Annotated in this window: 19 protein-coding genes; 2 read left to right on the plus strand and 17 right to left on the minus strand. The window is 53.3% G+C overall.

The window, feature by feature from the left end:
- Positions 1-27: 27 nt before the first annotated feature.
- The 8 genes from ACZF99_RS15595 to adhE all read right to left on the minus strand — a co-directional run bounded on the left by ACZF99_RS15595 (position 28) and on the right by adhE (position 12,934).
- A complete protein-coding gene (locus ACZF99_RS15595) occupies positions 28-1,635 on the minus strand; it encodes a response regulator (protein WP_483606007.1) in 1,608 nt (535 codons plus the stop codon).
- The gene (locus tag ACZF99_RS15600; RefSeq protein ID WP_483606008.1) at positions 1,610-3,454 is read right to left on the minus strand and encodes a cache domain-containing sensor histidine kinase; all 1,845 of its coding nucleotides are present in this window, start codon (positions 3,452-3,454) and stop codon (positions 1,610-1,612) included. The genes ACZF99_RS15595 and ACZF99_RS15600 overlap by 26 nt, the downstream gene beginning before the upstream one ends.
- A gap of 88 nt (positions 3,455-3,542) precedes the next feature.
- Complete coding sequence (locus ACZF99_RS15605; RefSeq protein ID WP_483606009.1) at positions 3,543-4,370, minus strand: carbohydrate ABC transporter permease; 828 nt, start codon at positions 4,368-4,370, stop codon at positions 3,543-3,545.
- Positions 4,370-5,254 (minus strand): carbohydrate ABC transporter permease, encoded by an 885-nt coding sequence (locus ACZF99_RS15610; protein ID WP_483606010.1) that lies wholly within the window; start codon positions 5,252-5,254, stop codon positions 4,370-4,372. Before ACZF99_RS15610 ends, ACZF99_RS15605 begins: the two co-directional genes overlap by 1 nt.
- An 86-nt stretch (positions 5,255-5,340) precedes the next feature.
- The gene (locus ACZF99_RS15615) at positions 5,341-6,729 is read right to left on the minus strand and encodes an ABC transporter substrate-binding protein (protein WP_483606011.1); all 1,389 of its coding nucleotides are present in this window, start codon (positions 6,727-6,729) and stop codon (positions 5,341-5,343) included.
- 212 nt (positions 6,730-6,941) lie between these two features.
- Positions 6,942-7,682, minus strand: a complete 741-nt coding sequence (gene pflA / locus ACZF99_RS15620; RefSeq protein ID WP_483606012.1) for a pyruvate formate-lyase-activating protein — start codon at positions 7,680-7,682, stop codon at positions 6,942-6,944.
- Positions 7,683-7,805: 123 nt separating this feature from the next.
- Complete coding sequence (gene pflB / locus ACZF99_RS15625; protein ID WP_483606013.1) at positions 7,806-10,067, minus strand: formate C-acetyltransferase; 2,262 nt, start codon at positions 10,065-10,067, stop codon at positions 7,806-7,808.
- 251 nt (positions 10,068-10,318) lie between these two features.
- Complete coding sequence (adhE, locus tag ACZF99_RS15630) at positions 10,319-12,934, minus strand: bifunctional acetaldehyde-CoA/alcohol dehydrogenase (RefSeq protein WP_483606014.1); 2,616 nt, start codon at positions 12,932-12,934, stop codon at positions 10,319-10,321.
- A gap of 447 nt (positions 12,935-13,381) precedes the next feature.
- Between adhE and ACZF99_RS15635 the strand changes: the two genes are divergently transcribed.
- Positions 13,382-14,098 (plus strand): Crp/Fnr family transcriptional regulator, encoded by a 717-nt coding sequence (locus tag ACZF99_RS15635; RefSeq protein ID WP_059043666.1) that lies wholly within the window; start codon positions 13,382-13,384, stop codon positions 14,096-14,098.
- 166 nt (positions 14,099-14,264) lie between these two features.
- On the opposite strand, the gene ACZF99_RS15640 is transcribed toward ACZF99_RS15635, so the two are convergent.
- The 9 genes from ACZF99_RS15640 to ACZF99_RS15680 form a co-directional block, all read right to left on the minus strand.
- The gene (locus ACZF99_RS15640; RefSeq protein WP_483606015.1) at positions 14,265-15,047 is read right to left on the minus strand and encodes a formate/nitrite transporter family protein; all 783 of its coding nucleotides are present in this window, start codon (positions 15,045-15,047) and stop codon (positions 14,265-14,267) included.
- 88 nt (positions 15,048-15,135) lie between these two features.
- Entirely contained in the window at positions 15,136-15,483 is a 348-nt protein-coding gene (nirD, locus tag ACZF99_RS15645) for a nitrite reductase small subunit NirD (RefSeq protein ID WP_483606016.1), read from the minus strand.
- A 34-nt stretch (positions 15,484-15,517) separates the two neighbouring features.
- Positions 15,518-17,953: a nitrite reductase large subunit NirB gene (gene nirB / locus ACZF99_RS15650; RefSeq protein WP_483606017.1), complete on the minus strand. Its 2,436-nt coding sequence runs from the start codon at positions 17,951-17,953 to the stop codon at positions 15,518-15,520.
- A gap of 235 nt (positions 17,954-18,188) precedes the next feature.
- Positions 18,189-18,869: a hypothetical protein gene (locus ACZF99_RS15655; RefSeq protein ID WP_483606018.1), complete on the minus strand. Its 681-nt coding sequence runs from the start codon at positions 18,867-18,869 to the stop codon at positions 18,189-18,191.
- A 237-nt stretch (positions 18,870-19,106) separates the two neighbouring features.
- Positions 19,107-19,673 (minus strand): FAD-dependent oxidoreductase, encoded by a 567-nt coding sequence (locus ACZF99_RS15660; protein ID WP_483606019.1) that lies wholly within the window; start codon positions 19,671-19,673, stop codon positions 19,107-19,109.
- Positions 19,674-19,731: 58 nt separating this feature from the next.
- Positions 19,732-20,049, minus strand: coding sequence for a winged helix-turn-helix transcriptional regulator (locus ACZF99_RS15665; protein WP_483606020.1), 318 nt, complete (start codon positions 20,047-20,049; stop codon positions 19,732-19,734).
- 169 nt (positions 20,050-20,218) lie between these two features.
- Positions 20,219-21,187 carry a sugar phosphate isomerase/epimerase family protein gene (locus ACZF99_RS15670; protein WP_483606021.1) on the minus strand — a complete coding sequence of 323 codons (969 nt, stop codon included), beginning with the start codon at positions 21,185-21,187 and terminating at the stop codon, positions 20,219-20,221.
- A gap of 18 nt (positions 21,188-21,205) precedes the next feature.
- Positions 21,206-22,288: a Gfo/Idh/MocA family protein gene (locus ACZF99_RS15675; RefSeq protein ID WP_483606022.1), complete on the minus strand. Its 1,083-nt coding sequence runs from the start codon at positions 22,286-22,288 to the stop codon at positions 21,206-21,208.
- Entirely contained in the window at positions 22,281-23,051 is a 771-nt protein-coding gene (locus ACZF99_RS15680) for a sugar phosphate isomerase/epimerase family protein (RefSeq protein ID WP_483606023.1), read from the minus strand. The genes ACZF99_RS15675 and ACZF99_RS15680 overlap by 8 nt, the downstream gene beginning before the upstream one ends.
- Before the next feature lie 306 nt (positions 23,052-23,357).
- On the opposite strand from ACZF99_RS15680, the gene ACZF99_RS15685 reads away from it, so the two are divergent.
- The gene (locus ACZF99_RS15685) at positions 23,358-24,179 is read left to right on the plus strand and encodes an AraC family transcriptional regulator (protein WP_483606024.1); all 822 of its coding nucleotides are present in this window, start codon (positions 23,358-23,360) and stop codon (positions 24,177-24,179) included.
- The last annotated feature ends 45 nt before the right edge of the window (positions 24,180-24,224 follow it).

Raw genomic sequence — 24,224 nt, forward strand, 5'->3', positions numbered from 1 at the left:
GTCCTCCTCATCGTAAATTAATCCGTTCTAAGATACGTTGGATTCCTTCTGCCGGAAATCCGACGGCGTCATGCCGGTATATTTCTGAAAGACCTTGGTGAAATAACGCCGCTCTTGGTAACCGATCGCGGTCCCGATCTGCGCGATCGAACGCTCGCTGCTGCGCAGCAAGCATTTGGCCATCTCCATTCGCTGTTTGGTCAAATACTCCACGAACGTTTCGCCAAAATGGTTCTTGAAGAGCAAACAGAAATAACTGCTGCTGATGCCAAGATAATCGGCGATTTCTTCGATCCCGAAATCGTGGCCGAGATGGTTTTGGATATAATTTTGCGCGGACATCATCAGCAGCTCCGTGGATTTCTTGGCCGACAGACAACTGCGCGACTGCACGATCAGCGAGACGACCAGCGACAGCAGCTCTTTCAAGCTCAGCGGCTCCCGCAGCCGCTGCCATAACGCTTCTTCCTGTTCTCGCGGCAGCATTTGCAGCTCGCGCATTTCGCGCAGCAGATGGATGAGCAAATAATGCATCAGCTTCTCCGCCGCGCCGACCCGCTGTTCATCCAGGCGGCCGATGTACGACTTCAATTCCTCGGCGATGCGTTCCAGGACCTCCTGGCTTCCGTTGCGCAATCCGGTTCCCAACTGTTCGATCCAGCCCCATTGCATCTCCATGGCGTCCGTTTCCGAACGGGAATCGTCCGCCATCAATGCATCGGCCTTCAGTAACCCTTCCTGCGACGAGCCCAGAATCATCCGATGCTGCAAATGATGATACAAATCCGACAATTCCTGCAAACGGCGTGGTTGAGCAGCCAAGCACATCCGGACCGGCAAATCCTCCTTGACGCGGATCAACTGCCGGATGCGTTCGTATCCCGGGACCAGCGCCTCCTCCTCGATCGGCCGATCGGCCGAAGGAGAAGGAAACACCATACACCATTCCCCCTCGCGGATCTGCAATACGGCCAGCCTCGGCACAACCTCGCCAAATATATCTTTCAAGGCCTGCTTGATGTGCAAATTCCAGGCTTTTCGCTCATGGAGCGTCCAGACGATCGAGCGATGCGAATACCCTTCCAAATCCAACAGAAGCATGGTGTAACGGCGACACTCTCTCCCGCCCTCCTCGTCATCCCATAACAGCCCTTCCCCTTCCGTCTCCTGGCCGAGCAAGGAATGCATCAAGAAGTTTTCGTTAGCCAGATCGACTGCCCGATTCAGCCGCTGCTCCTTGTTCAGGTTTTTGCGCTTCTCGCGTATCTGCTTGGCGACGCCTCGGACGGTCTCCTCCAGCTCGAAATAATTGATCGGCTTGCAGATGTAATCCTTTACTCCATAGCGAATCGCGGTTCGTGCATACTCGAATTCCTGATACCCGGTCAGCAGCAAAACTTCGCAAGGAATCTCCCGATCCCGGAGCTCCTGCAGCAATTGGATGCCGTCCATCACCGGCATTCGGATATCGCTTAAAATCAAGTCGGGACGATGCATGGAGGCCATCCCCAACGCTTCCTTGCCGTTCTTGGCCAACAAGACGATCTCGAACCCCATTTCTTCCCAAGGCAATACCTTGGACAAGTTCGTGAGAATATGAATTTCATCGTCAACCAGCAACGCTTTTAATCTCATCGGAATCACCCGCCCCATATCTTGGTATCACGCACTGAATCGTCGTCCCGTACCCGGGCTGCGAACAAATAAACAATCCGTACCGGTTCCCGTACTGAAACCTCAGCCGGTCGTATACGCTGCGGAGACCCAGCCCCCGGCGTTCATGATTCGGATACGGCGCCAAGGAACGGTAGGCCGGATCGTCCATATCCGCGTATTGGATCTTCGCCAACTGCTCGCTCGTCATCCCAATTCCGTTGTCTTCAACCGTCAGCAGGATGCGGTCTTGTTCCATTCTCCCCGTGACCTTGATCCTGCCTTTATATTCGATCCCTTCAAATCCGTGCTGAATGCTGTTCTCCACGAGCGGCTGCAGTGTCAATTTCAACAACAGGCAATTCATCATCTCCTCCGGAATTTCGATCGCATATTCGAACAGCTCGTCGAACCGGAATTTTTGAATTTCCAAGTAGCTGCGCAAATGCTCAACTTCCAGATTCAACTTGATTTCTTCCTTATCCTGAATACTAATCCGCAAAATACTGGCCAGACGGAGCACCATTTCACTTACCTTGCGTCCCTCGTTCTGCACGGCAAGCGCATTGATCGATTCCAGCGTATTAAACAGGAAATGCGGTTTAATTTGCGCCTGAAGGACGCGCAGCTCGGCGTTGGCCTTCTGCAGTTGCTCCCGCTTCACCTGCTCGAACAGCTCATTGATTTTATCCATCTGATTATTAAAACCTTTTTGCAGCAGAAGCAGTTCGTCATCGCCTTTCTCGTCCACGCGCGCATTTAGGTCGCCGCTCTCCACCTTACGCATGAACCTCACGATCACGCCGATCGTTCCGGTAATCCGGTTCATAAAAAGCAGGTTGAACAACATCGCCGTCAGTACACAAACGCAAATAATGGCGACAAACCATTTGGCGAAGGTTGTGACCTCCTGCGACAAATAGCTCCAGGAAGTGACCGAAACGAGGCTCCACGGGTAATCCTGCAATTTATAGATGGAGACAACGCTCTCTTTGCCGTTAAATTTGCCTTTAAAACTTCGATAACCGTCGCCGAGCTCCCATTCCTTCGACAGGTAAGCTCCGATTTGCCGTCCATCCAGCTCCGACTGATAATCGTACAGGATCAGGCCTTTGTCGTTGACCAGCATAAAGCGGGTATCCCGCATTTCGCTGCCCAGTTTCAGATTCTGAAAAATCTTCTCGAATTCCCAGTTCTTGATCTGCACCACCAGCACGCCAACCCGTTCCAGATTGCTGAGTTCCTTGATCAGGCGGATTTGCGTAAACACGGTATCCGATCCGGTCAATTCAGGATATTCGTGCGGAGCGATCCATTTGGGTTGGCCGTTGAGGGCCATCACTTCGTTATATAAAGGATGCTCCGTGAATTTCTCGTAGGGCAGCGTCTCGAAATTTTCCTTGTTGAAAATGGCGATCACATTGGATTTCCGGCCCCCGTGAATGTTGTACAAAAACGCATAGTCGATGGCCGGGTGACTGTACAGCAACGATCGGAAATTTCGCTGATTGGCGTTCAGCTCCAGTTGGGTCGTGGCCGTCAGATCCTGCGTATCCGGATCCTTGGCCGATAACGCAGCCTGAAATACCCCTTTGGCAATGCCGTTGTCGGTGACGTTGTCCATCTCCTGGAAGACGTTCTTGATGCTGTAGCCGATCGCCTTCAGCGAATATTCCGCCTGTTGGCTGTATTTCTTCTCGATCGAATTAAACGTGACAAAAAACGTAATAATGCCCAGCACAAACAAAGGAATAATCACCAGCCCCAAAAAGGCGGTAAACAGTTTAATGCGCAAATTCATCGGCGGCAGCTCCCAATCGGTAAACTGGATCGTTGGTTCTATTTCGGCTTGATTTCGCCCACGTAACCCCATTTTACCACGCTGCAGTTTATCCTTTAACGCTGCCGGCCGTAACGCCTTCAATAATTTTTTCTTGCAGCACCGCGTAAATGATCATGACCGGCAGCACGCTGAATACGATGCCCGCCGACATTTGCGCGTAATTCGTGTTGTAGGCGTCGCGGAAGCCGACCATGCCTACCGGGAGCGTTCGTAATTCTTCACTGGACAGAAAATAGTTCGCCAGCAAAAATTCGTTCCAGTTGCCGAGAAAATTGATGATGAACACGGTCACGATCGCCGGCACCGTCAGCGGGAGCATCACTTTGAAGAACATCCCGGCCGAGCTTAACCCGTCCATGACGGCAGCCTCCTCGATTTCTCCGGGGATGGAGCGCATAAACGCGGCCAAGATGATAACCGAAAACGGAATCGCGTTGGCTACGTAAGGCAAAATGAGCGCCATATGCGTGTCGAGTACGTTCAGGTTGCGCATCATGCCGTAGATCGGCAGCAGCAGGGAATTGTTCGGGATCAGCATCCCCAGCAGGATCAACTGGAACACGATCACACTAAGCCGGTTATACCGCATCCGCGTCACCGCAAACGACAGCATCGCCGCAAACAAAATGGATAAGCATGCCGACAAAACGCCGATATACAAGCTATTGAAAAAATAGGTGCTGATTTTGGCGTTAACCCAAGCGTTGACATAGTTGTCGAAAATGATCGACGACGGCAGGCCGAACGGGTTGGACGCAATCGCCTGGTTATCGGTTTTTACCGATGAAAACAGCACGAACAGGAAGGGATACAAAATGACGAGCAGATAAGCCATCAGGAAAATATGCGGGATCGCCTTTTTCAGCACTCTCATCAGTATTCAATCCTTTCTGCGCGTCGGGCTATGAGCAGTTGGTACACCGCGGTGATGATGATCGTAAACACGAAGATGAGCACCGCGATCGCATTGCCGAAGCCGTGCCGGAAGCTGGTAATCGCGTAGCGGATCATGTACGTCGCCATGACGTCCGTCGAACCGGCCGGCCCGCCTTTGGTCATGACCAGCACGATATCGGCCGCTTTCATGGCGCCGGCCACCGACAGCATGACCACGACGGAAATAATCGGCATGATCAGCGGGATGGTGATTCGAAAGGCGCGCTGAATGCCGTTTGCCCCGTCAATTTCCGCCGCTTCATCCAGCTCTCGCGGAATTGCCAGAATCGCCGCCAACACCATGACGATATAGAAACCGGTCCACTGCCAGGCGTTCGTGATCAGAATGGAGATCATTGCCCAATTTTTGTCGGACAGCCAGTACACCGGGGGAATGCCGAACACGCCGAGCATCTCGTTCATCAAGCCGAAATCGGGGTTATAAATGAAGCCCCACAAAATGCCGATGACCGCGGTCGACATGATAGACGGCATAAAAACGGCCGTTTTGTACAACCCTTTCAGCTTTTTGACATTCGCGATGAGCAAGGAGAAAAAGACGATCAACGGCACCTGAATCAGGCAGGAAAACAAAATGAAATAGGCATTGTTTCGCACCGATTTCCAGAAGGCCGGATCCTCGAACGCCATCGCGTAGTTATCCAGTCCGATGTAGGTCATATGCTTGGAGATGCCGTTCCAGCTAGTAAAGCTGTTGTTGATGGCCGTAAAGATCGGGTAGATGAAAAAGGCGAGAAACAAAATCAATGCCGGGAGAACAAACAAACCATAGATCAGAGGGCTTCTGAGCGCTTTGTTCATGCCAATACCTCCGTAGTTGGAAGCAAGGGCGTCCCCTGTCCGCTTCCGGCGGGTGACGCCCTTGCCTGAATTTCTTGCCGAAACGGTTACTCCGCTGCGGCATTCGCCGCATCTTGCGCCGCCTGCACATTTTCCAGCATCTTCGCCGGTTCGATTTCACCGCCAATGATTTGTTGGATGCCCATGCTAAGCGCCGTGTTGACTTCCGCTTGCACCAGCGCGTCGAACGCCGGGAACGACGTGCCGATTTCGCTGACCGCTTTGAAAATGTCCTGCATCAGCGGGTCGTCGGACGCGGTTTTCATTTGCTCCAGATCCATTTTCATCGCCGGCAGCACACCGTCTTCCTTCAAGCCGCGCAGCTGCATTTCATCCGTCCACATGTTTTTGATGAACTCTTTGACGGCCGCAAGCTTCCGCGGATCATCGGCAACCGCGCTGGAGAAGCCGTAGCCGTTGTTGGCGTCCTGCATCACGACGACCTTGTCGCCTTCGTTCAGCGGCGGCATGTTGAAGTAGCCGATTTTGCCAACCCTATCGCCGGCTTGAGCCGGATCGCGGAAGACGGAGTTGGCCCACGAGCCGTCCATCATCATGATCGCTTCGCCCGTAATGATTTGGTTTCTCATATCCGCGTATTCGAAGCCGAGCTCGCCTTTTTTGTAGTACCCTTTTTGCACCCATTCCTGATGTTTGGCGATCGCTTTGACCATATTCTCGTCGGTCCACTTCGTTTCACCCGTTTTGAAGCCGTAGGTGATTTCCGGTCCGGCATAATACGACCACAGGTTATTTGTCGTCATCAGCGGAATCCAGGCATCCTTGGAGGATTGGGCAAACGGAATTTTGCCGTCGGCCTTGATTTTCTCGGCGATTTGCTCCAGCTCGCCCAGCGTTTTCGGCACCGTCAATCCTTTTTGCTCGAAATATTCTTTATTGTAGAAGAAGCCTTCGATCGATCCGCCGATCGGCAGACCGTATACTTTGCCGTCAAGGGTGAACGGATCCAGCGTCGTAAATTTGTCCTTAATGCCCAGTTCTTCGATGATCGGCGTTAAATCCAGCATCAGGCCTTCTGTGGCATACAACGCGGCGTCCGGGCTGCCGAACACGTCGAAAATTTCCGGCGGTTTCCCCGCGGCCATTTCGCCCCGCAGCTTTTCTTTGCGGTTGACTTCGGAGTCGACCGCGTCCAGCTTGATCGTTAAACCCGGTACGGCGGCTTCCGTCTGCTTGACGACATCCTCGAGCATCGCCAGGCGGAATTTCTTGGATTCCCCGACTTGCGTGTGGCGGATCGTGATTTCAAACGGATCGTTGTTCGTTTCCGTCTCCGTCCCGGCCCCATTGTTCGACGTTCCTTGCCCTTCGTTCGCAGGCGCGTTCTGCGCGTTGTTGCCGGAATTGCCGCAGCCGGCAAGCAGCGCGGATGCGAGGAATACGAGCGACAGCAACATCACCAAACTCTTCCTCATGTTTCCAGACCCTCCTCGAAAAACGGTGTATTGTGATACACCCTCATTATAGAAAGCGGCTTCCGCTTTGATAAGGAGGACATTTTTCTATTATGGGGATAATATCCTCTAAATTGAAAAATGAAAACGGTTAAACCTGACGCTTGCGCGTTAAGTTTAACCGTTTGTTGTTGAATATTAACATGATTATGTTATATATATTCACATAATGATTAAGATTTTGCCGCTACCTGCTGCTCGCCTTCGCGAATAAGCCGGTAAGCGCGTTCGATCTCTTCCTCCGTCGGAGAAGGAACGCCTTCGAGCGGATAGTCCCACCCCAGCTCCTGCCATTTGTATATGCCCATCTGATGATACGGCAGGATTTCGAACTTCTCAACGCCTTGCAGGCTGCCGATAAATCGTCCAAGCTCCAGCAAATCCCGCTCGTCGCCGTGAATGCCGGGTACGTACACATGTCGAATCCACATTTTACGGCCATGATCGGATAGCCAGCGGGCGATTTTCAACATCCGGTCGTTCGGTTTGCCGGTCAACTTGATATGCTTCTCGTTGTCGATATGCTTCAAATCGAGCAGCACCAGATCGGTAACGTCGAGCAGATCGCGGATCTTGTCCCCTTCGTTGTACCCGTTCGTGTCCAGCGTCGTATGAAGGTTCCAGCGTTTCTTCGCTTCCCGGAACAATTCGGTGACGAACGGCGCCTGCAGCGTCGCTTCGCCGCCGGATACCGTCAGCCCGCCGCCCGACGACCGGTAATAGCTCAAATACGGTTCGATTTCGGCAAGCACTTCTTCTACGGTCATTTCTTTGCCTTCCGTCAGGCTCCAGGTGTCCGGGTTATGGCAATACTGGCACTGCAGCAAGCAGCCCTGCATAAAGAGTACGAAACGAATTCCCGGCCCGTCTACCGTTCCGAAAGTCTCTAATGAATGTATGCGACCTTTAAGCATCTTTCGTCACCCTTTCATGGTAAGCCGTCCGATATAGGAATGGGGAGAAAGGCGATCAGGCCCAACTCCCCATTCTTTCGTACAGCTTCAATTGTTGCTGCTTATCTGTTTACAGACAGGTTCTTACATTTTGCCGTGGAATGTCCGATTGATGACATCCAGCTGTTGCTCGCGAGTCAACTTAATGAAGTTCACCGCATAACCCGATACGCGGATCGTCAGTTGCGGATATTGCTCCGGATGCTCCATCGCATCAAGCAGCGTCTCCCGGTCAAATACGTTGACGTTCAAGTGATGCGCATGGCTGCCGAAGTAGCCGCCCATCATCGAAGCCAGGTTCGAGACCCGGGTTTCTTCGTCTTTGCCCAGCGCCTTAGGTACGATCGAGAAGGTGTTCGAGATACCGTCCAAGCTGTGCTCGTAAGGCAGTTTCGCTACCGAACTCAGGGAAGCCAAGGCACCTTTCTTATCGCGACCATGCATTGGGTTCGCCCCCGGCGCGAACGGTTCGCCGGCTTTACGCCCGTCAGGCGTTGTACCTGTTTTCTTACCATAAACAACGTTCGAGGTAATTGTCAAGATCGATTGCGTCGGCAAGGCATTCCGATAAGTTTGGTGCTTGCGAATCATGCCCATGAACGTTTCAACCAGGTTCACGGCGATTTGGTCAACGCGGTCGTCGTTGTTGCCGTAGCAAGGGAATTCGCCTTCGATAACGAAGTCGACGGCGATGCCGTTTTCGTTGCGGATCGGTTTAACTTTCGCATATTTGATCGCGCTGAGCGAGTCGGCCACAACCGACAGACCGGCGATACCGCAAGCCATCGTACGCAGGATATCGCGATCGTGAAGCGCCATTTCGATCCGTTCGTAAGCATATTTGTCATGCATGTAGTGAATGACATTCAGCGTATTTACATACAATTTAGCCAGCCATTCCATCATCGGAACGAAGCGTTTCATCACTTCGTCGTAATCCAGATATTCGGAAGTGATCGCCGGATATTCCGGACCGACTTGCGTGCCGTATCTTTCGTCTTTACCGCCGTTGATTGCGTAGAGCAAGCATTTGGCCAGGTTCGCGCGAGCGCCGAAGAATTGCATTTGCTTGCCGATTCTCATCGCGGATACGCAGCAAGCGATCCCGTAGTCATCGCCGTAGATCGGACGCATCAGATCGTCGTTTTCGTATTGAATCGAGCTGGTCTCGATGGATACTTTGGCGCAATATTTCTTGAACGCATCCGGCAATTTGTCCGACCAGAGCACCGTCAGGTTTGGTTCCGGAGCGGCTCCCAAGTTGTAGAGCGTATGCAGGAAGCGGAAGCTGTTCTTCGTTACGCGGGTCACGCCTTGCACGGACATCCCGCCGATCGACTCGGTTACCCAAGTCGGGTCGCCGCTGTACAATTCGTTATATTCCGGAGTTCTCAGGAACTTCACGATCCGCAGCTTCATAACGAAGTGGTCAACCAGCTCTTGTGCGGTTTCTTCCGTCAAAGTACCTTCGGCCAGATCGCGTTCGATGTAAGCGTCGAGGAACGAGGATACGCGGCCAAGGGACATTGCGGCGCCGTCTTGTTCTTTAACGGCTGCCAGATAACCGAAGTACAACCATTGGAAAGCTTCCTTCGCGTTGTTCGCCGGTCTGGAAATGTCGAAACCGTACATTTGGCCAAGTTGTTTCAACTCGCCCAAGGCGCGGATTTGCTCGGACAGTTCTTCGCGTTGGCGAATGATTTCTTCGCTCATCACGTCAACATCCAGCTCGTTAAGCTCTTGTTTCTTCTGATTGATCAGGAAGTCTACGCCGTACAGCGCCACGCGGCGATAGTCGCCGATGATGCGGCCACGGCCGTAGGCATCCGGCAAACCGGTGATAATCCCGGTGTGGCGGGCGTTTCTCATTTCAGCGGTATAGGCGTCGAATACGCCTTGGTTATGTGTTTTGCGAACATTGGTATACAGATCCACGATTTCTTCCGGAAGCTCGAAGCCGTAAGCCTTACAAGCGGTGATAACCATCCGGATGCCGCCGTTAGGACGGATCGTGCGTTGGAAAGGCGCGGAGCCTTGTACACCAACGATTTGTTCTTTGTCTTTGTCAAGGTAGCCAGGAGCATGGGAAGTAATGGTCGAAGGCGTGTTTACGTCAACATCCAATACACCGCCAGCTTCTCTTTCTTTCTTGGACAAGCTCGATACGATTTCCCACAAAGCTTTCGTGTTGGCCGTAGCGCCTTTCAAGAAAGACTCGTTACCGTGGTAAGGCGTGATGTTCGTATCGATGAAATCCTTGGTGTTCACCTCGTTCATCCATTTGCCCGGTTTGAAGCCTCTCCATGCGTTTTGCACGTCTTGCACTTCTTTTTCGATCACCGACATCTTTATTCCCTCCATTTTATATAGTGGTCGCGGTTTGAAGGATATATCCCGCGCCTCATGATCCCTTAAATTTGTGACATTTTTCACAACTTAGACAATAATTGTGCCCGGCCACGGGACCGGGATTCCATGCGATCATCACTCTTATGAGGGATCATTTATATTGTAATCATAGCTTAACCGCCCTAAAAAGATTGTGACAAATATCACATTAAGTGATATTTGTCACGTTTTCATACCAGGTTGTTCACTTATTCTTCAAATCTTCCGTAGAAGGCGTCGCGGTAAACTTCAGCCAGTTCGCTGACCAGCGGCAGCTTCGGATTCGCTGTCGTACATTGATCTTCGAATGCACGGTCCGCCAAGTAATCGACACGCGATTCGAAATCCTTCGCATCGAAACCAAGCTCCTGGAACGTTTCCGGAATGCCCAACTTCTTGTTCAGGTCGCGGATCGCTTTGATCAAGCTCTTCACGCCTTCTTCCGTCGTGCGGGCCGGCAGGCCCAGAATGCGGGCGATTTCCGCGTAACGCTCGTCGGCTACGAAGTTCGTGTATTTCGGCCATGCGGCGAACTTCGTCGGTTTCTTCGCATTGTAGCGGATCACGTGCGGCATCAGGATCGCGTTCGTGCGTCCATGAGCCGTATGGTATTGGCCGCCCCATTTATGGGCCAAGCTGTGGTTGATGCCCAGGAAGGCGTTGGAGAACGCCATCCCCGCGATCGTCGAAGCGTTGTGCATTTTTTCGCGGGCCAACTTGTCGCCGGTCAATGCCGATTTCTCGAGGTATTGGAATACCAGTTGGATCGCTTTGATCGCCAGGCCGTCCGTATAGTCGTTGGCCATGACCGATACGTAAGCTTCAATGGCGTGCGTCAGGACGTCCATCCCCGTATCGGCTACCGCGGTTTTCGGCAGGCTGTACACGAAGACCGGGTCAATAATCGCCACGTCCGGAGTCAATTCGTAATCCGCCAAAGGATATTTCGTATTGCCGTTGATTTTGTCCGTGATTACGGCAAAAGATGTTACCTCCGAGCCGGTGCCCGAGGTTGTCGGAATAGCTACGAATTTCGCTTTTTGGCCGAGTCTTGGATACTTGTAAAGGCGTTTGCGGATATCCATGAATTTTTGCTTCAGGTTAAAGAAATCTTCCTCAGGATATTCATAGAACAGCCACATGCCTTTCGCCGCGTCCATCGGCGATCCGCCGCCGAGGGCGATGATGCAGTCCGGCTGGAATTTGGCCATCAATTCGGTACCGCGTTCCACCGTCGTTGTCGATGGATCCGGCTCGACGTCCGAGAACACCTCGATCGCTACCGGCGTTTGGCGTTGACGGAGATAATGCTCCACCCTTTCCACATACCCCAGTTTCACCATCATCGGGTCGGTAACGATCAGCACGCGGGAGATGTCCGGCATTTTAGCCAAGTATTGCGTCGAATTTTTCTCGAAATAAATTTTGCTCGGCACTTTAAACCATTGCATATTCACGGTACGACGATTCACCCTTTTCACGTTGATCAGATTGACGGCCGTTACGTTCGAAGAGGTAGAGTTGCGCCCGTACGATCCGCAGCCGAGTGTCAGCGACGGCAGGTTCGTGTTGTAGATATCGCCGATACCGCCTTGCGACGAAGGCTGATTAACCAAAATCCGGCAGGTAGGCATCCGGTCCGAAAACTTTTGGATGACTTCCTCATTGTTCGAGTGGATGACCGAAGAGTGGCCCATGCCCCCAAACTTAACGACTTCCAGGGCACGTTCGATGCCTTGCTCGGCGTTCTTCACTTTATAGCAAGCGAGCACAGGGCTCAATTTCTCGGCGGACAACGGGAATTTCGGACCTACGCCTTCGATTTCGGCAACGAGGATTTTCGTTCCGGCCGGCACATCAATGCCGCACATTTCCGCAATCTTCACGGCCGATTGGCCTACAATCGAAGGATTCACCGCACATTTGTCGGCGATGATGGCTCCGGCGGTCAGCTTGGCCGCTTCATCCTTGTTCACGAAATAACAGCCGTTGGCGATCATTTTTTTCTTCACTTGGTCGAAAATCGGCTCTTCGATAATGACGGCTTGTTCGGATGCGCAAATCATGCCGTTGTCAAACGTTTTGGACAGGATCAGATCGTTGACCGCTTGATCCAGGTCGGCGCTCTTCTCAATGAAGCAAGGCACGTTGCCGGGGCCTACGCCGAGGGCCGGTTTGCCGCAGCTATACGCTGCCTTAACCATCGCGGAACCGCCGGTAGCCAGGATGCAGGCGACGTCGGGGTGATTCATCAGCGCGTTCGTGCGGTCCATGGAAGGATTTTCGATCCACTGGATGCAGTCGGCCGGCGCCCCGTGTTTAACGGCGGCCTCGAGCAATATTTTAGCGGCTTCCGTGCTGCAGGCTTGAGCGGACGGATGGAAACCGAAAATGATCGGGTTGCGAGTTTTGATGGCGATCAAGGATTTGAAGATAGTGGTCGACGTTGGGTTCGTGACCGGGGTAATCCCCATAATGATCCCAACCGGCTCGGCGATTTTCTGAAAGCTGTCAAAGTCGTTGTCCTCGATGACGCCAACCGTTTTGTCATACTTGATGCTGTGCCAGATGTACTCGGTCGCAAACATGTTTTTGATGATTTTGTCCTCGTACACCCCGCGGCCCGTTTCTTCAATCGCCAGTTTCGCAAGATGCATGTGTTTGTCGAGCCCGGCCAAAGCCATGGCTTGCACGATGTTGTCGATTTGCTCCTGATCCATGCTCATGAAGGCTTCGGAAGCTTTCTTCGCCTTGTCGATCAAGGTTTGAATGTAATCTTGTGCAGTCGGCTGTGCTTTGGGAGCCACTTCGTTTTTAACGGCCATCTCTCTCATCCTCCTAGTTTGGGTTAAGGATTTTGCCTGCGGTGCGGGTAATCATCGTTTTGCATTAGTGAAAGTTTTCACTTGCAAGCGAATCCTTATGAAGCTTGTGCGCTTCTCTTTATGTCTTGATCATAGCACAGGGCTTTGACTTTTCATAGTGAATTTTTTCACATACTTTAAAGAAAATTGAAAGTTTTCACTTGCCATGATTTTATTTTCATATATACTTTACATTGTGCGAACATTCTTGTCCTGTTTTTTTGGTTAAAAAGTCCTTGATCCTACGCATGCCATAGCTCATTTTTATCGTCTGACAAAGTGAATTTTCTCACAATGTTGAAATTTCGACACTTTTTCGGGCTTTACGGCCCCCAAAAAACTGAAAAACCGAGTTATAATTAATTTAAAATTTTCAGAAAAATTTGGAGTACAAAGGGGAAATCGATGATGAGTGAAATTGTAAATGCCACCCTGCCCCGCGGCAATACGAGCTGTTTTACAGAGCAAAACTTCAATCGCCTTCTCGTTACGATGAAAGACAAAGCCTATCCCGAGGGGACGCATTTGTTCTGGGAAGGGGACTTTTCCGATAAATTGTTCTATATCAAGCGCGGCCGCGTGAAACTGACCAAATCTACGGATGAAGGCAAGGAACTGATCCTTTACATGTATGGACGCGGAGACATGGTCGGTCAAGCCGATCCGTTCTTCAGCTCGAAGCACAGCTTCACGGCCGAAGTTATCGAAGACTGCGAAATCGGCGTCATCGAACAGAAGGATCTGGAAATCATGATCTGCCAGCATTGCGATTTCGCCATCGATTTCATGAAGTGGATGGGGATTCACCACCGTTTGACTCAGACAAAATTCCGCGATTTGATGATGTACGGCAAACCGGGTGCGCTGTGTTCGACGTTGATTCGCCTCAGCAATACGTACGGCGAACAACACGGGGACACGATTCTGATCAACAAGAAGATCACTCATACCGACTTGTCCAACATGATCGGAGCAACGCGCGAGAGCGTCAATCGCATGCTGAGCGACCTGCGCAAGAAGGACGCCCTGGAATACGAAAACGGCATGATCGTGATCAAAGACCTCGTGATGCTGCAGGATATTTGCCACTGTGAGCTGTGCCCGAACGAAATTTGCCGCATCTAAACGAAAAGCCAAGTCAAATCCGCGCTAATTCCGGCGAATCGAACCGTCCCTTCCTTGTCGGGCGGTTTTTTGCTTTGTTCTTTTTCTCGCATAGCAAATTCCCCCTCCAAGCTTCGTCACTGTCGGACGAACTTCGGAGGAGGAGTACGTTGTGCAACTGAATGCTCTACGCCTTCTTGCGTACAGGCGAGATAAACCAGTAGGCCATGCCGACGAACACGATGCCGCCAACCATATTCCCTAGCGTGACCGGCACCATGTTGTGCAGCCAGCCGGCAAACGTAACCGTATCCGGATGATTCGGCAAGAGCAGCGACAAGCTGAGCAAGGTCATATTGGCCACGCTGTGCTCGTAACCGCTGGCGATGAACGCATAAAGGCACCACCAGATCAGGACCAGCTTGGCAATGTCTTCCTTGGTCCGGTTTGCCATCCACAATGCCAGGCAAACGAGCCAGTTGCACAAAATGCCGCGGAAAAACAGCTCCGTTACCGGTGCGCCCATCTTTTTGGCCGAAGCGGCAAAGATCAAATGCTCCGGCGCGGCCGTCTTGAACAAACCGCTGCCCACGATCAGCAGGCAAAGTACCAGCGCGCCCGCCAGGTTGCCGAGAAAAACGATCGTCCAGTTCTTGGCCGTATCGCCGATCGTCGTCCGCTTCGCCAGCGTGCTTGCCGTAAAAAACATATTGTTGCCGGTAAAGAGCTCCGAGCCGGCGAAAACGACCAGCGTCAGGGCAAGCCCGAAGGACATTCCCATCAGCATGGTCTGATACGGCGATTTGACCGCCGCCAGCGGCCCGCCGATGCTGAAGATCAAAATGATGCCCAAGCCGACGTAAGCGCCCGCCAGCATCGCCGACACAAAGTATCTGGGCAGACTTTCGTTCATCTTTTCCTTTTTTTTGACCGCCGTTTCCACGATCGCTTCCACATTTGGCGTAAACATCCGCGTTCCTCCCCTAAATTCAATTTGCCCATGCTCTACAAAAAAACGCGGCGACCTTCCGATCACCGCGCTCTTCACTCGGACGCCGCTACGCTTGCTGCAGCTCGGCTGCGGCCACGAAAACCTGCCCATCCTCCACCTTGACCGGAAACATCGGCACCTTGCCGTTGTCCGGCGCTTGAACCAGCCCCGTAGTCAGGTCGATTTTCCAATCATACAGCGGATCGTACAGATAATGGCCCGACACGATGCCCTCGGCCAACGGACCGCCCTTCGGATGCGGATTTTGGTTGAGCGCCGCAAACACGCGGCCATCCGACGTACGGAACACGGCGATCTGCCGATCGCCCAGCTCCACGACGCGCCCGATCTGCGGCAGGAAATCCTCCAGGGCGCCAACAGGATAAAACGTTTCGCCACACAACTCCATCTTCATGCTCCATAACCCCTTTCGCTTAAGACTACTGACGTTACAGCCGGTTGCTCATTTCTAGCGAATGATACAATTTGCCGCGCTGCTCATCGTCGTTCAGCACTTTTTTCCATGGATCCGTCACTTGCTTCAGGGCAATTTCAATGCGTTCCATCAGCGCTTTGCGATTCTCGATGTCGTCGACCACAACCGAGCGGATGTGCTCAAGTCCCATCCGTTCCACCCACTCCGACGTTCGCTCCAAGTAGTTGCCGGTTTCGCGATAATACTGCATGATTGCGCCGCACAGCTCGATCAGCTCTTCATCGGTTCTCACCTTGCAAAGCGAATCCGCCAGCCGCGCCTTGATCCCACCGTTGCCGCCGATGAAGATTTCCCAGCCGCCATCGTTGCCGACGATGCCGATATCTTTGGTGCACGATTCGGCGCAGTTGCGCGGGCAGCCGTTAACGGCCATCTTGAATTTCGCCGGGAAGTCGAGCCGCTCGAATTTGCGCTCCAGCAGCGCGCCCATGCCCATCGAGTCCTGGGTGCCGAAGCGGCAGAATTGCGAACCGACGCATGTTTTCACGGTACGCAGCGATTTGGCGTAAGCATAACCCGACGGCATATCCAGCTCCGCCCAAACTTTAGGCAGATCTTCTTTCTTCACGCCGATCAAGTCGAGACGCTGCCCGCCCGTGACCTTCACCACTTTGACATCGTATTTTAGGGAAACATCCGCGATTTTCTTCAGATCTTCCGGCGTCGTTACGCCGCCGTACATCCGCGGGACCACCGTATACGTGCCATCCTTTTGAATGTTGGCATTCATCCGCTCGTTCACGAACCGCGACGCTTTCTCGTCCTCGTGCGTATCCGGATAAATCATGCCCAGGTAGTAGTTGATGGCCGGCCGGCATTTCGAACAGCCCTCCGGTTGCGACCATCCAAGCACGTTCATGACTTCTTTGGTCGTCTGCAGGCCTTTTGCCTTAATCTCCGCTACGATCTCGTCGCGGCTCAGCGAAGTACAGCCGCAAATGCCCTGCTTTGCCGTTTGCGTGAAGCCGTCGCCAAGCACGTATTGCAAGATTTGCTCGACGACCGGTTTGCAGCCGCCGCAAGAACGGGTTGCCCCGGTGCGCGCCTTGATCTCATCCACCGTCGTCATGCCCTGGTTCACGACGCAATCGACGATCGTGCCTTTGGTGACCCCGTTGCAGCCGCAGACGATTTCATCGTCGCTCATCGTTTCGACCGATGCCTTCTTCTTGCTTCCGCCACCGCAGCATCCGCCTCCCATCAGCGACTCGTACAGCTCGTCGGTCATCACCGCTCCCTGCTTAATCAGCTTCTGCAGCTCGGCCGAATCCGAGACGTCGCCAAATAGAACTGCCCCTACCAGCTTGCCGTCCTTCAGCAGGATTTTCTTATACGTGCGTTTCCAATCGTCCTTGCTGGCGATCACCGTATGCTCCGGCCCGTCGATAAACTCGCCGGTGGAGAAGACGTCCACGCCGGAAATTTTCAGCTTGGTCGATACGACCGAGCCTTCATAAGGGGCGGTTTCCACCCCGCTGATATGTTTGGCCAGCACCATCCCCTGTTCGAACAGCGGTGCCACCAAGCCGTAGCAGATACCGCGGTGCTCGGTGCATTCGCCGACCGAATACACGCCTTCCAGCGACGTCTGCATATAATCGTTGACAACGATCCCGCGGTTGACTTCGAGTCCGCTGGCTTTGGCGACGGCGACGTTCGGTTTGATCCCTACGGCCATCACGACGAATTCGGCTTCCAGCTCCGTGCCGTCGGCAAAGCGCAACCCGGCGACCCGGCGGCCGCCCAGCAGCTCCGTCGTTTGCGCGCCCATCTTGAATTTGATGCCCTGGCGCTCCAGCTCCGCCTTGAGCATCGCAGCCGCCTGGTGATCGAGCTGACGCTCCATGAGATCCTCCATCAAGTGCACGACGGTCACGTCCATGCCGAGCTGCACAAGTCCCTTGGCCGCTTCCAAACCAAGCAGACCGCCGCCGATAACGGCCGCTTTCTTGCAAGTTTTGGCCGCCTGCAGCATTTGTTCGCAATCCGCGATGTCGCGGAAGCCAACGACGCCTTCCTTATCGCTGCCCGGGATCGGCAAAATAAACGAGGTCGATCCGGTCGCGATCAACACCTTATCGTAAGGAACGCGTCGCCCGTTCTCGGTCACGACCTCCTTGCTTTCCGCGTCGATCCGCGCCACGGCGGTCCCCATGTGCAGCGTGATCCCCTGATCCTTGTACCAGTTCAAATCATTGAGCACGATGTCGTCCAACGTTTTGCTGCCTTCCAATACATACGACAGCATGATCCGGTTATAATTCGGATGCGGTTCGCTCCCGAACACCGTGATATCGAATTTCGAAGTTAATTTTAAAATTTGCTCGACCGTACCAATGCCGGCCATTCCGTTACCGATCACGACAAGTTTCTCTCTGTCAGTTCCCATGTTCGTAACGCCTCCTCCAATAAGTACCTGGGTCTCTTGTGTATTCACGATATTTCAATTTTTAAGTGATGCTTCAAGTATATATTTTAAATTGAAGGCAACTTGTGATTGCATTCACATTAATTGTGAAAATTTACACAAACTTTTGTCATAACTATTTTACTGAACCTATTGAAAAAATCCGCAATCCCGGTTATACCGGAAAAGCGGATTTCATCAGTTAGATTTGCTTTATTTATTTCTGCTTCAAGACCACTTCCACGTTATCCTGCGGCTTCAATCTCATCTCCAGCCCGGTATCCAGCAATTTCTTGCCGTTCACCTTCAGAATCCATTGTTCATTCTCCTGAGGCGCATAACCGCCAACCGATACGATGGATTTGTTGTTGGAATTGAACTGAACGAAGCCGCTGCGATTCAAAAGATCCCTGACCGTGGTGTTATCGTCGTATTTATTGACGAAATACTTTTTCTGGTTTCCGCCATCGATAATCAACAGCAAGGACGCCTGCTGCGGGATCGCCTCATAGCTATCGATCGTCTTGACATAGACAAGCAGCTTGTCGCCGACCCGCAGCTCTTGATCCCAACTGTCGGAAGCAAGCTCTTTCTCGTTCAGCCGGGTGCCCCATTCCAGCGTGGAGTCCAGCGATACTTCCCCGACCGACTGAATCGCCGATCGATCCTCCGTAAATCTGACGATCCCGCTGCTTTCCAGTGCACGGCGTGCCGTTAGCCCATCCATATAATCGTAATGCAGGCTGCGCGTCACATCGGGGATAAAGTTGCCTCCGTCAATCGTCAGCGTGATATCGTGGGACTGCTCCGTCTCGGTTCTCGGCGTTTCCGCCGGCGCCGGTTGATCGGTGATTTGGCCTTGGGCGCACGCCGACACGACTATTGCTACTCCAGCCATCCATCCAACAAGCCATCGCCATCTTTTGCGCATTGCCGCCCCGCCTTTCTGATAACATTGTCCCAAACCGGGCAAAAGAATATTCCTTATCTTAAGGATACCGGACAAGGCGCAAGTTCTCAATATTATTCCGTCGGCGGCCGAACTGAGATTGCACTCACTTTGCCGCCGCACACCTGATTTCCGCATAAAAAGGGCCCCCTGTCTTTCAGGAGGCCTTCCGTATGTTCATATTTATTACTTAAGTACGTCGTGATCCACGTAGCGCTCGCCGTTCAGCTCGCTGATCAGCTCGATCGCCACCTTCGCGCCGTCGCCGGCGGTGATGATCGTATGCACGCTTACTCCGGCTACCGTTCCCGCCGCCCAAACGCGCGGAACGCTCGTACGGCCTTCGCCGTCCGTAGCGATCACCGTTTTGATTCTCGGTTCGCGGCCTTCCTTCAGCTCCAAGCCGATAGCGTTTGCAAGATCGGTTAACGCGCCGGTGGCCAATACGATATGGGACGCTTCGTAACTGCGGCCGGATTCGGTCTTGACGGTCACTTTCGATCCGCCGTTGGTATCTACGCCCGTCACTTTTTCTTCAATGAATTTCGCGCCGAATTTCTCCGCCTGCTCCCGCCCGATCTTCAACAGATCCGGTCCGGAAATCTCCTTCGCGCCGTAATGATTTTCGATCCATGCCCGTTTGGTCATGCTGGCGTTGCTGTCGAGAACGAGCGTTTCTTTGCCCGCTTTGGCCAAGAAAAGGGCCGCGCTGGCTCCCGCTGGTCCTGCTCCGATAACGATTACCTCAGCCACAAGTACACCCACTTTCTATTGTATTCATGCCGCCCGCTCGCCGGTAACGGCATGCCGATCACTTGATCCACTCGGTCGCCCAGGCTTGAACTTCATCCATCACCGGACGAAGCGCCTGCCCTTTCTCGGTCAATTCATATTCAATCCGAACCGGCGTCTCAGGATAAACGTGACGGATTAAGATCCCTTCACATTCCAAATCCTTCATCCGCTCCGACAACATTTTATCGCTCATGGAAGGAATCTGATTGGAAATATCCTTGAATCGTTTCGGCCCGCTCATCAGCGTATTGATGATCAATCCGTTCCAGCGCTTGCCCAGAAACGAAAAAGCCGATTCAAACCGCGGACACATCGCATGAGAATGCTCATCCATAAAATTCACCTCGTTATCATTGCCCGCCTAAAGGCTTAAAACTTACATTTTGTTAGTATATTTCATATTAGCACATTTGTCTTTGGAAAGTAAGGGGGTACCGGGGCCATTTAAAAAAACGACCGCCCAGGCGGCGGCCGCTAATATAGTATATTACGCTGATGGTAACTTATACCCACCACATTTCGGCGGCGGAATCCTCGATAAGCACTTGCTGAAGGTTGCGTACCGCCTTCGTAAATCCCTCGTCGATGGACATCAGGCCGTCCTCATGCTCAATGCTGACGGCGTAATCGTATCCGTACAGGCGCAGAGCGCTGAGGATATCCGCCCAGGTTTTCAAATCGTGGCCGTAACCGACGGTGCGGAACTGCCAAGCCCGATCCTGCATGTTCGTGTAAGGCTGCATATCCGTTAATCCGTACCGGTTCACGTTCACCGAATCGATCGTCGTGTCCTTGGCGTGGAAATGATGAATCGCGCCGGCCCGGCCCAGGACGGAAATCGCCTGCACGGGGTCAATTCCCTGCCACCACATATGGCTTGGGTCGAGATTCGCTCCGATGGCCTCGCCGGCCGCTTCGCGCAGGCGAAGCAACGTGGCAGGGGTATGCACGGAGAATCCGCCGTGCAGCTCCAGGCCGATCTTTACGTGATGCTCCGCCGCATAACGTCCCATTTCCGTCCAATACGGGATCACCTTGTTGCTCCACTGCCAATCGAGGATTTCCTGAAAGTCGTTGGGCCATGGCGCTATCGGCCAGTTTGGGTATTTCGCGTCCTCATGGTCGCCCGGGCAGCCGGAGAACGTATTGACGACCGGAACCTCCAGCAATTCGGCCAATTGGACGGTTTTGACGAAGGCGTCATGGAACTGCTTGGCAACCGCCTTTTGCGGATGCAACGGGTTGCCGTGGCAGCTCAGCGCGCTGATCATGAGCCCGCGCGATTCCACCGCCTTTTTGAATTCCGCCCGCGCCGCCGGATTCTCCAACAGCACATCCGGATTGCAATGCGCGTTGCCGGGATACCCTCCGGTCCCGATCTCTACCGCCTTCAGTCCCTGCGCGGCTGCCTTATCCAGTGCCTGCTCCAGCGGGAGTCCTCCGAACAATACGAGAAATACGCCTAATTTCATCCCAGGTCCCTCCCGTAATTAATCAAAATAAACCGTTTTTCCGGTTCTCGCCGACTCGTAAATGGCTTCCAGGATTTCCGTGACGACGAGCGCTTGCTCCGGTTTCACGAGCGGCTCCTTATCCTCGAGAACCGCCTGCACCCAGGCTCTCGCTTCGCGCGTGGCATCGGTTTCCTGCTTGCCTTCGAAGAAGGCCACTCCGCCCGAACCCAGGTCGATCTTCGTTTCATACAAGCGGCTCATTTTCTCTCCGTTGATGCGCAAGCCGTTCGTCATATCCGCCCCGCCTTCGGTCCCGCACAGCAGTGTTTTGGCTTCACCGATATCTACGACGTTCAGCGCCCAGCTCGATTCGAGGATAATCGTCGCGCCGTTTTTCATCGTAATGAAGCCAAAGGCGGAGTCCTCCACTTTGAACTCCTCGGGATTCCAGGGCCCGAACGCGTTAGCCGCATTCTCGCGGCTGCCGAGCTTGTGGAAGACGGATCCGGTGACGCTCTTCGGCTCGTAATTGTTCATCAGCCACAAGGTGAGGTCCAATGCGTGGGTGCCGATGTCGATCAACGGACCGCCGCCTTGCTTCTCCTCGTCCAGGAACACGCCCCACGTCGGCACCGCCCGGCGGCGAAGCGCCAGCGCCTTGCCAAGATAAATGTCGCCCAGCTCGCCATTTTCGCACAGCTCCTTCAAGTACAAGCTGTCGCTGCGGAAACGGTTCTGGTAAGCGATCGTCAGCTTCTTGCCTGTGCGTTTGGCGGCATCCAGCATTTGGCGGGCCTGCTCGGCCGTTTTGGCCATCGGTTTCTCGCACATGACATGGCGGCCGGATTCCAGCGAAGCGACCGTGATTTCGGCATGCGAATCGTTCGGCGTGCAGACATGCACGACTTCGGCGTTGCTTTCCGCCAGCAGCTGACGGAAATCGGTGTACACCTTGGCTCCCTCCGCACCGTATTGCGCGGCGGCTTTGGCTGCGCGCTCCTCGATGATATCGCAGAACGCGACCATTTCCACCTCCGGCTGCTGAGCCAGGCTCGGCAAGTGTTTTCCGTTCGCAATCCCGCCGCAGCCGACGATCGCTACTTTCAACGTTTTAGACATGAATTTTTCCTCCCTTTTCCGCGTAGGCACGAACCCACTCCATGCTCGTTTTAATGCTTTCCAACGAATCTCCTGCGCAATGGTCCTGCTCGACGATCAGCCACTTGGCCCCCGCAGCAATCGCGGCATCGCCAATCTCCGTGATCGCGATCTCCCCGCGGCCGAGCTCGACCGTATCCGGCGAACCGTCCGCCTTCTTGACCAGGTCCTTCCAGTGCACCAAAGGAAGACGCCCCCGGTATGTAGCGATATATTCCAGCGGATCGGCTCCGGCGAAGCGAACCCAGCAGGAGTCGAGCTCAACCTGCAGCAAGGACTCGGGTACTTGCTCGTAAATCGCGTCAAGCACCGGCTTGCCGTCAAGCTGCAACGTCAGCTCAAAATCATGATTATGATAGCAAAGCACCAAATCTTCCTCTTTGCAGCGCTCGCCGAACTTTTTCAAATCTTCGATGACTTCCGGCCAGCGGTTGCGGTCTTCCTCCGCCAAGTACGGAACGACGATATAACGGCTGCCGATCGCTTTATTAAATGTCAGTTCCTCTTCCAACGCTTCCTTCAACCGGTTGTACGGGGTATGCGCGCCGATCGCCGTCAATCCCGTTTCCCGCAAAATTTCCTGCACTTGCTCTGCCGAGCGATCGTAGAATCCGGCAAATTCCACGCCTTGATAGCCAAGCTCCGCCACTTTCCGCAGCGTTCCCTCAAAATCCCGTTCCAAGTGCTCTCTTACCGTATACAACTGCAAACCGATCTGCGTCATTTTTCGTTCACCTCTCCTTTGTAGTGGGTACAGCTAAGCTATTGCATCATTGATCAATCGGCGAATGCGTTTTCAATTCCGAATTGTTCCGTCCGTTCTCGCACCTCTCCGGACGTTGCTTGATCAGCGCAAATGACCTCCACCTCGCATTGCCTCAAATGACACAGGTTCCAAGCCGATGTTAGTCGGGCAAGCTGCGCTTTCCATGTACCATGGTATTTCAAAACGCTCCGTTGTAAAATGAATAATGTGATTGAAACATGAACAATCTGGTCATTTTTTTCGAAAACCCTATGGAGGACAGCTATGAAAGAAGATGCAAACCTGCAAATTCTGCATGCCGGCTATTCATTGCACCGCAAGCCGTTCCACACGACGCAATTGGACGGGCACGAGAATTATTTGATTCGCCTGCAAACGTTAGGCAGATGCCGTTCACGGCTAAACGGCCGGTTGGAGCTGCTGGAGCCCGGCGATTTGCTACTGTTTGCCCCGGGGGACCCCTATGAGCTCAAAATCGAAGCCGAACCGAACGGCTCGGGCGAAACGGCAGTTTCCAGCGGAGATTACTATATTTTTTTATCCGGGGAATGGATCAAGGCCTGGTGGAATCGTCGGCCGCTTCCCCACCGCTTGAAGGTCCCCTTGTCCGAGGGGATCGTCGGAGCCTTCCGGCAGATCATGCTGGAGCAGCGCCGCATCTCCAATCCGACCCCGGAAATATCGGAGTATTACTTGAAAATCCTATGCCTGGAGATCGATAGGAATCTGCTGGAGCAGCCGCAGCCTGCATATCCTACCTATCTTGCCCACCGCCTGAAAAATTATATCGAAGAGAACGCGTCCGCTCCTTTTAAGCTGGAGGATGCGGCCACTCAAGTCGGCATCAGCGTTTCGCGGGCGGTGCATCTGTTTAAGCAGGCGTTCGGCACCAGCATGATACAGTACTTGCTGGAAGTACGTTTGAACATGGCGCGCGAGCGGATCATCTTCAGCCCTTTGTCGCTCGAGCATGTTGCGGAAAGCTCGGGCTTCCCGAGCTATAACTATTTCCATAAAGTATTCCGCAAGCGGTTTGGGATGTCGCCGAAGCAATTCCGGCAAACCGCCCGAGACAACGGCACCTAGCGCAGGAATGCAAACAACGCCGCAGCAGCCCGTGAAGTTGGCCGC

This window comes from Paenibacillus sp. JL3B1040 (assembly GCF_057063165.1).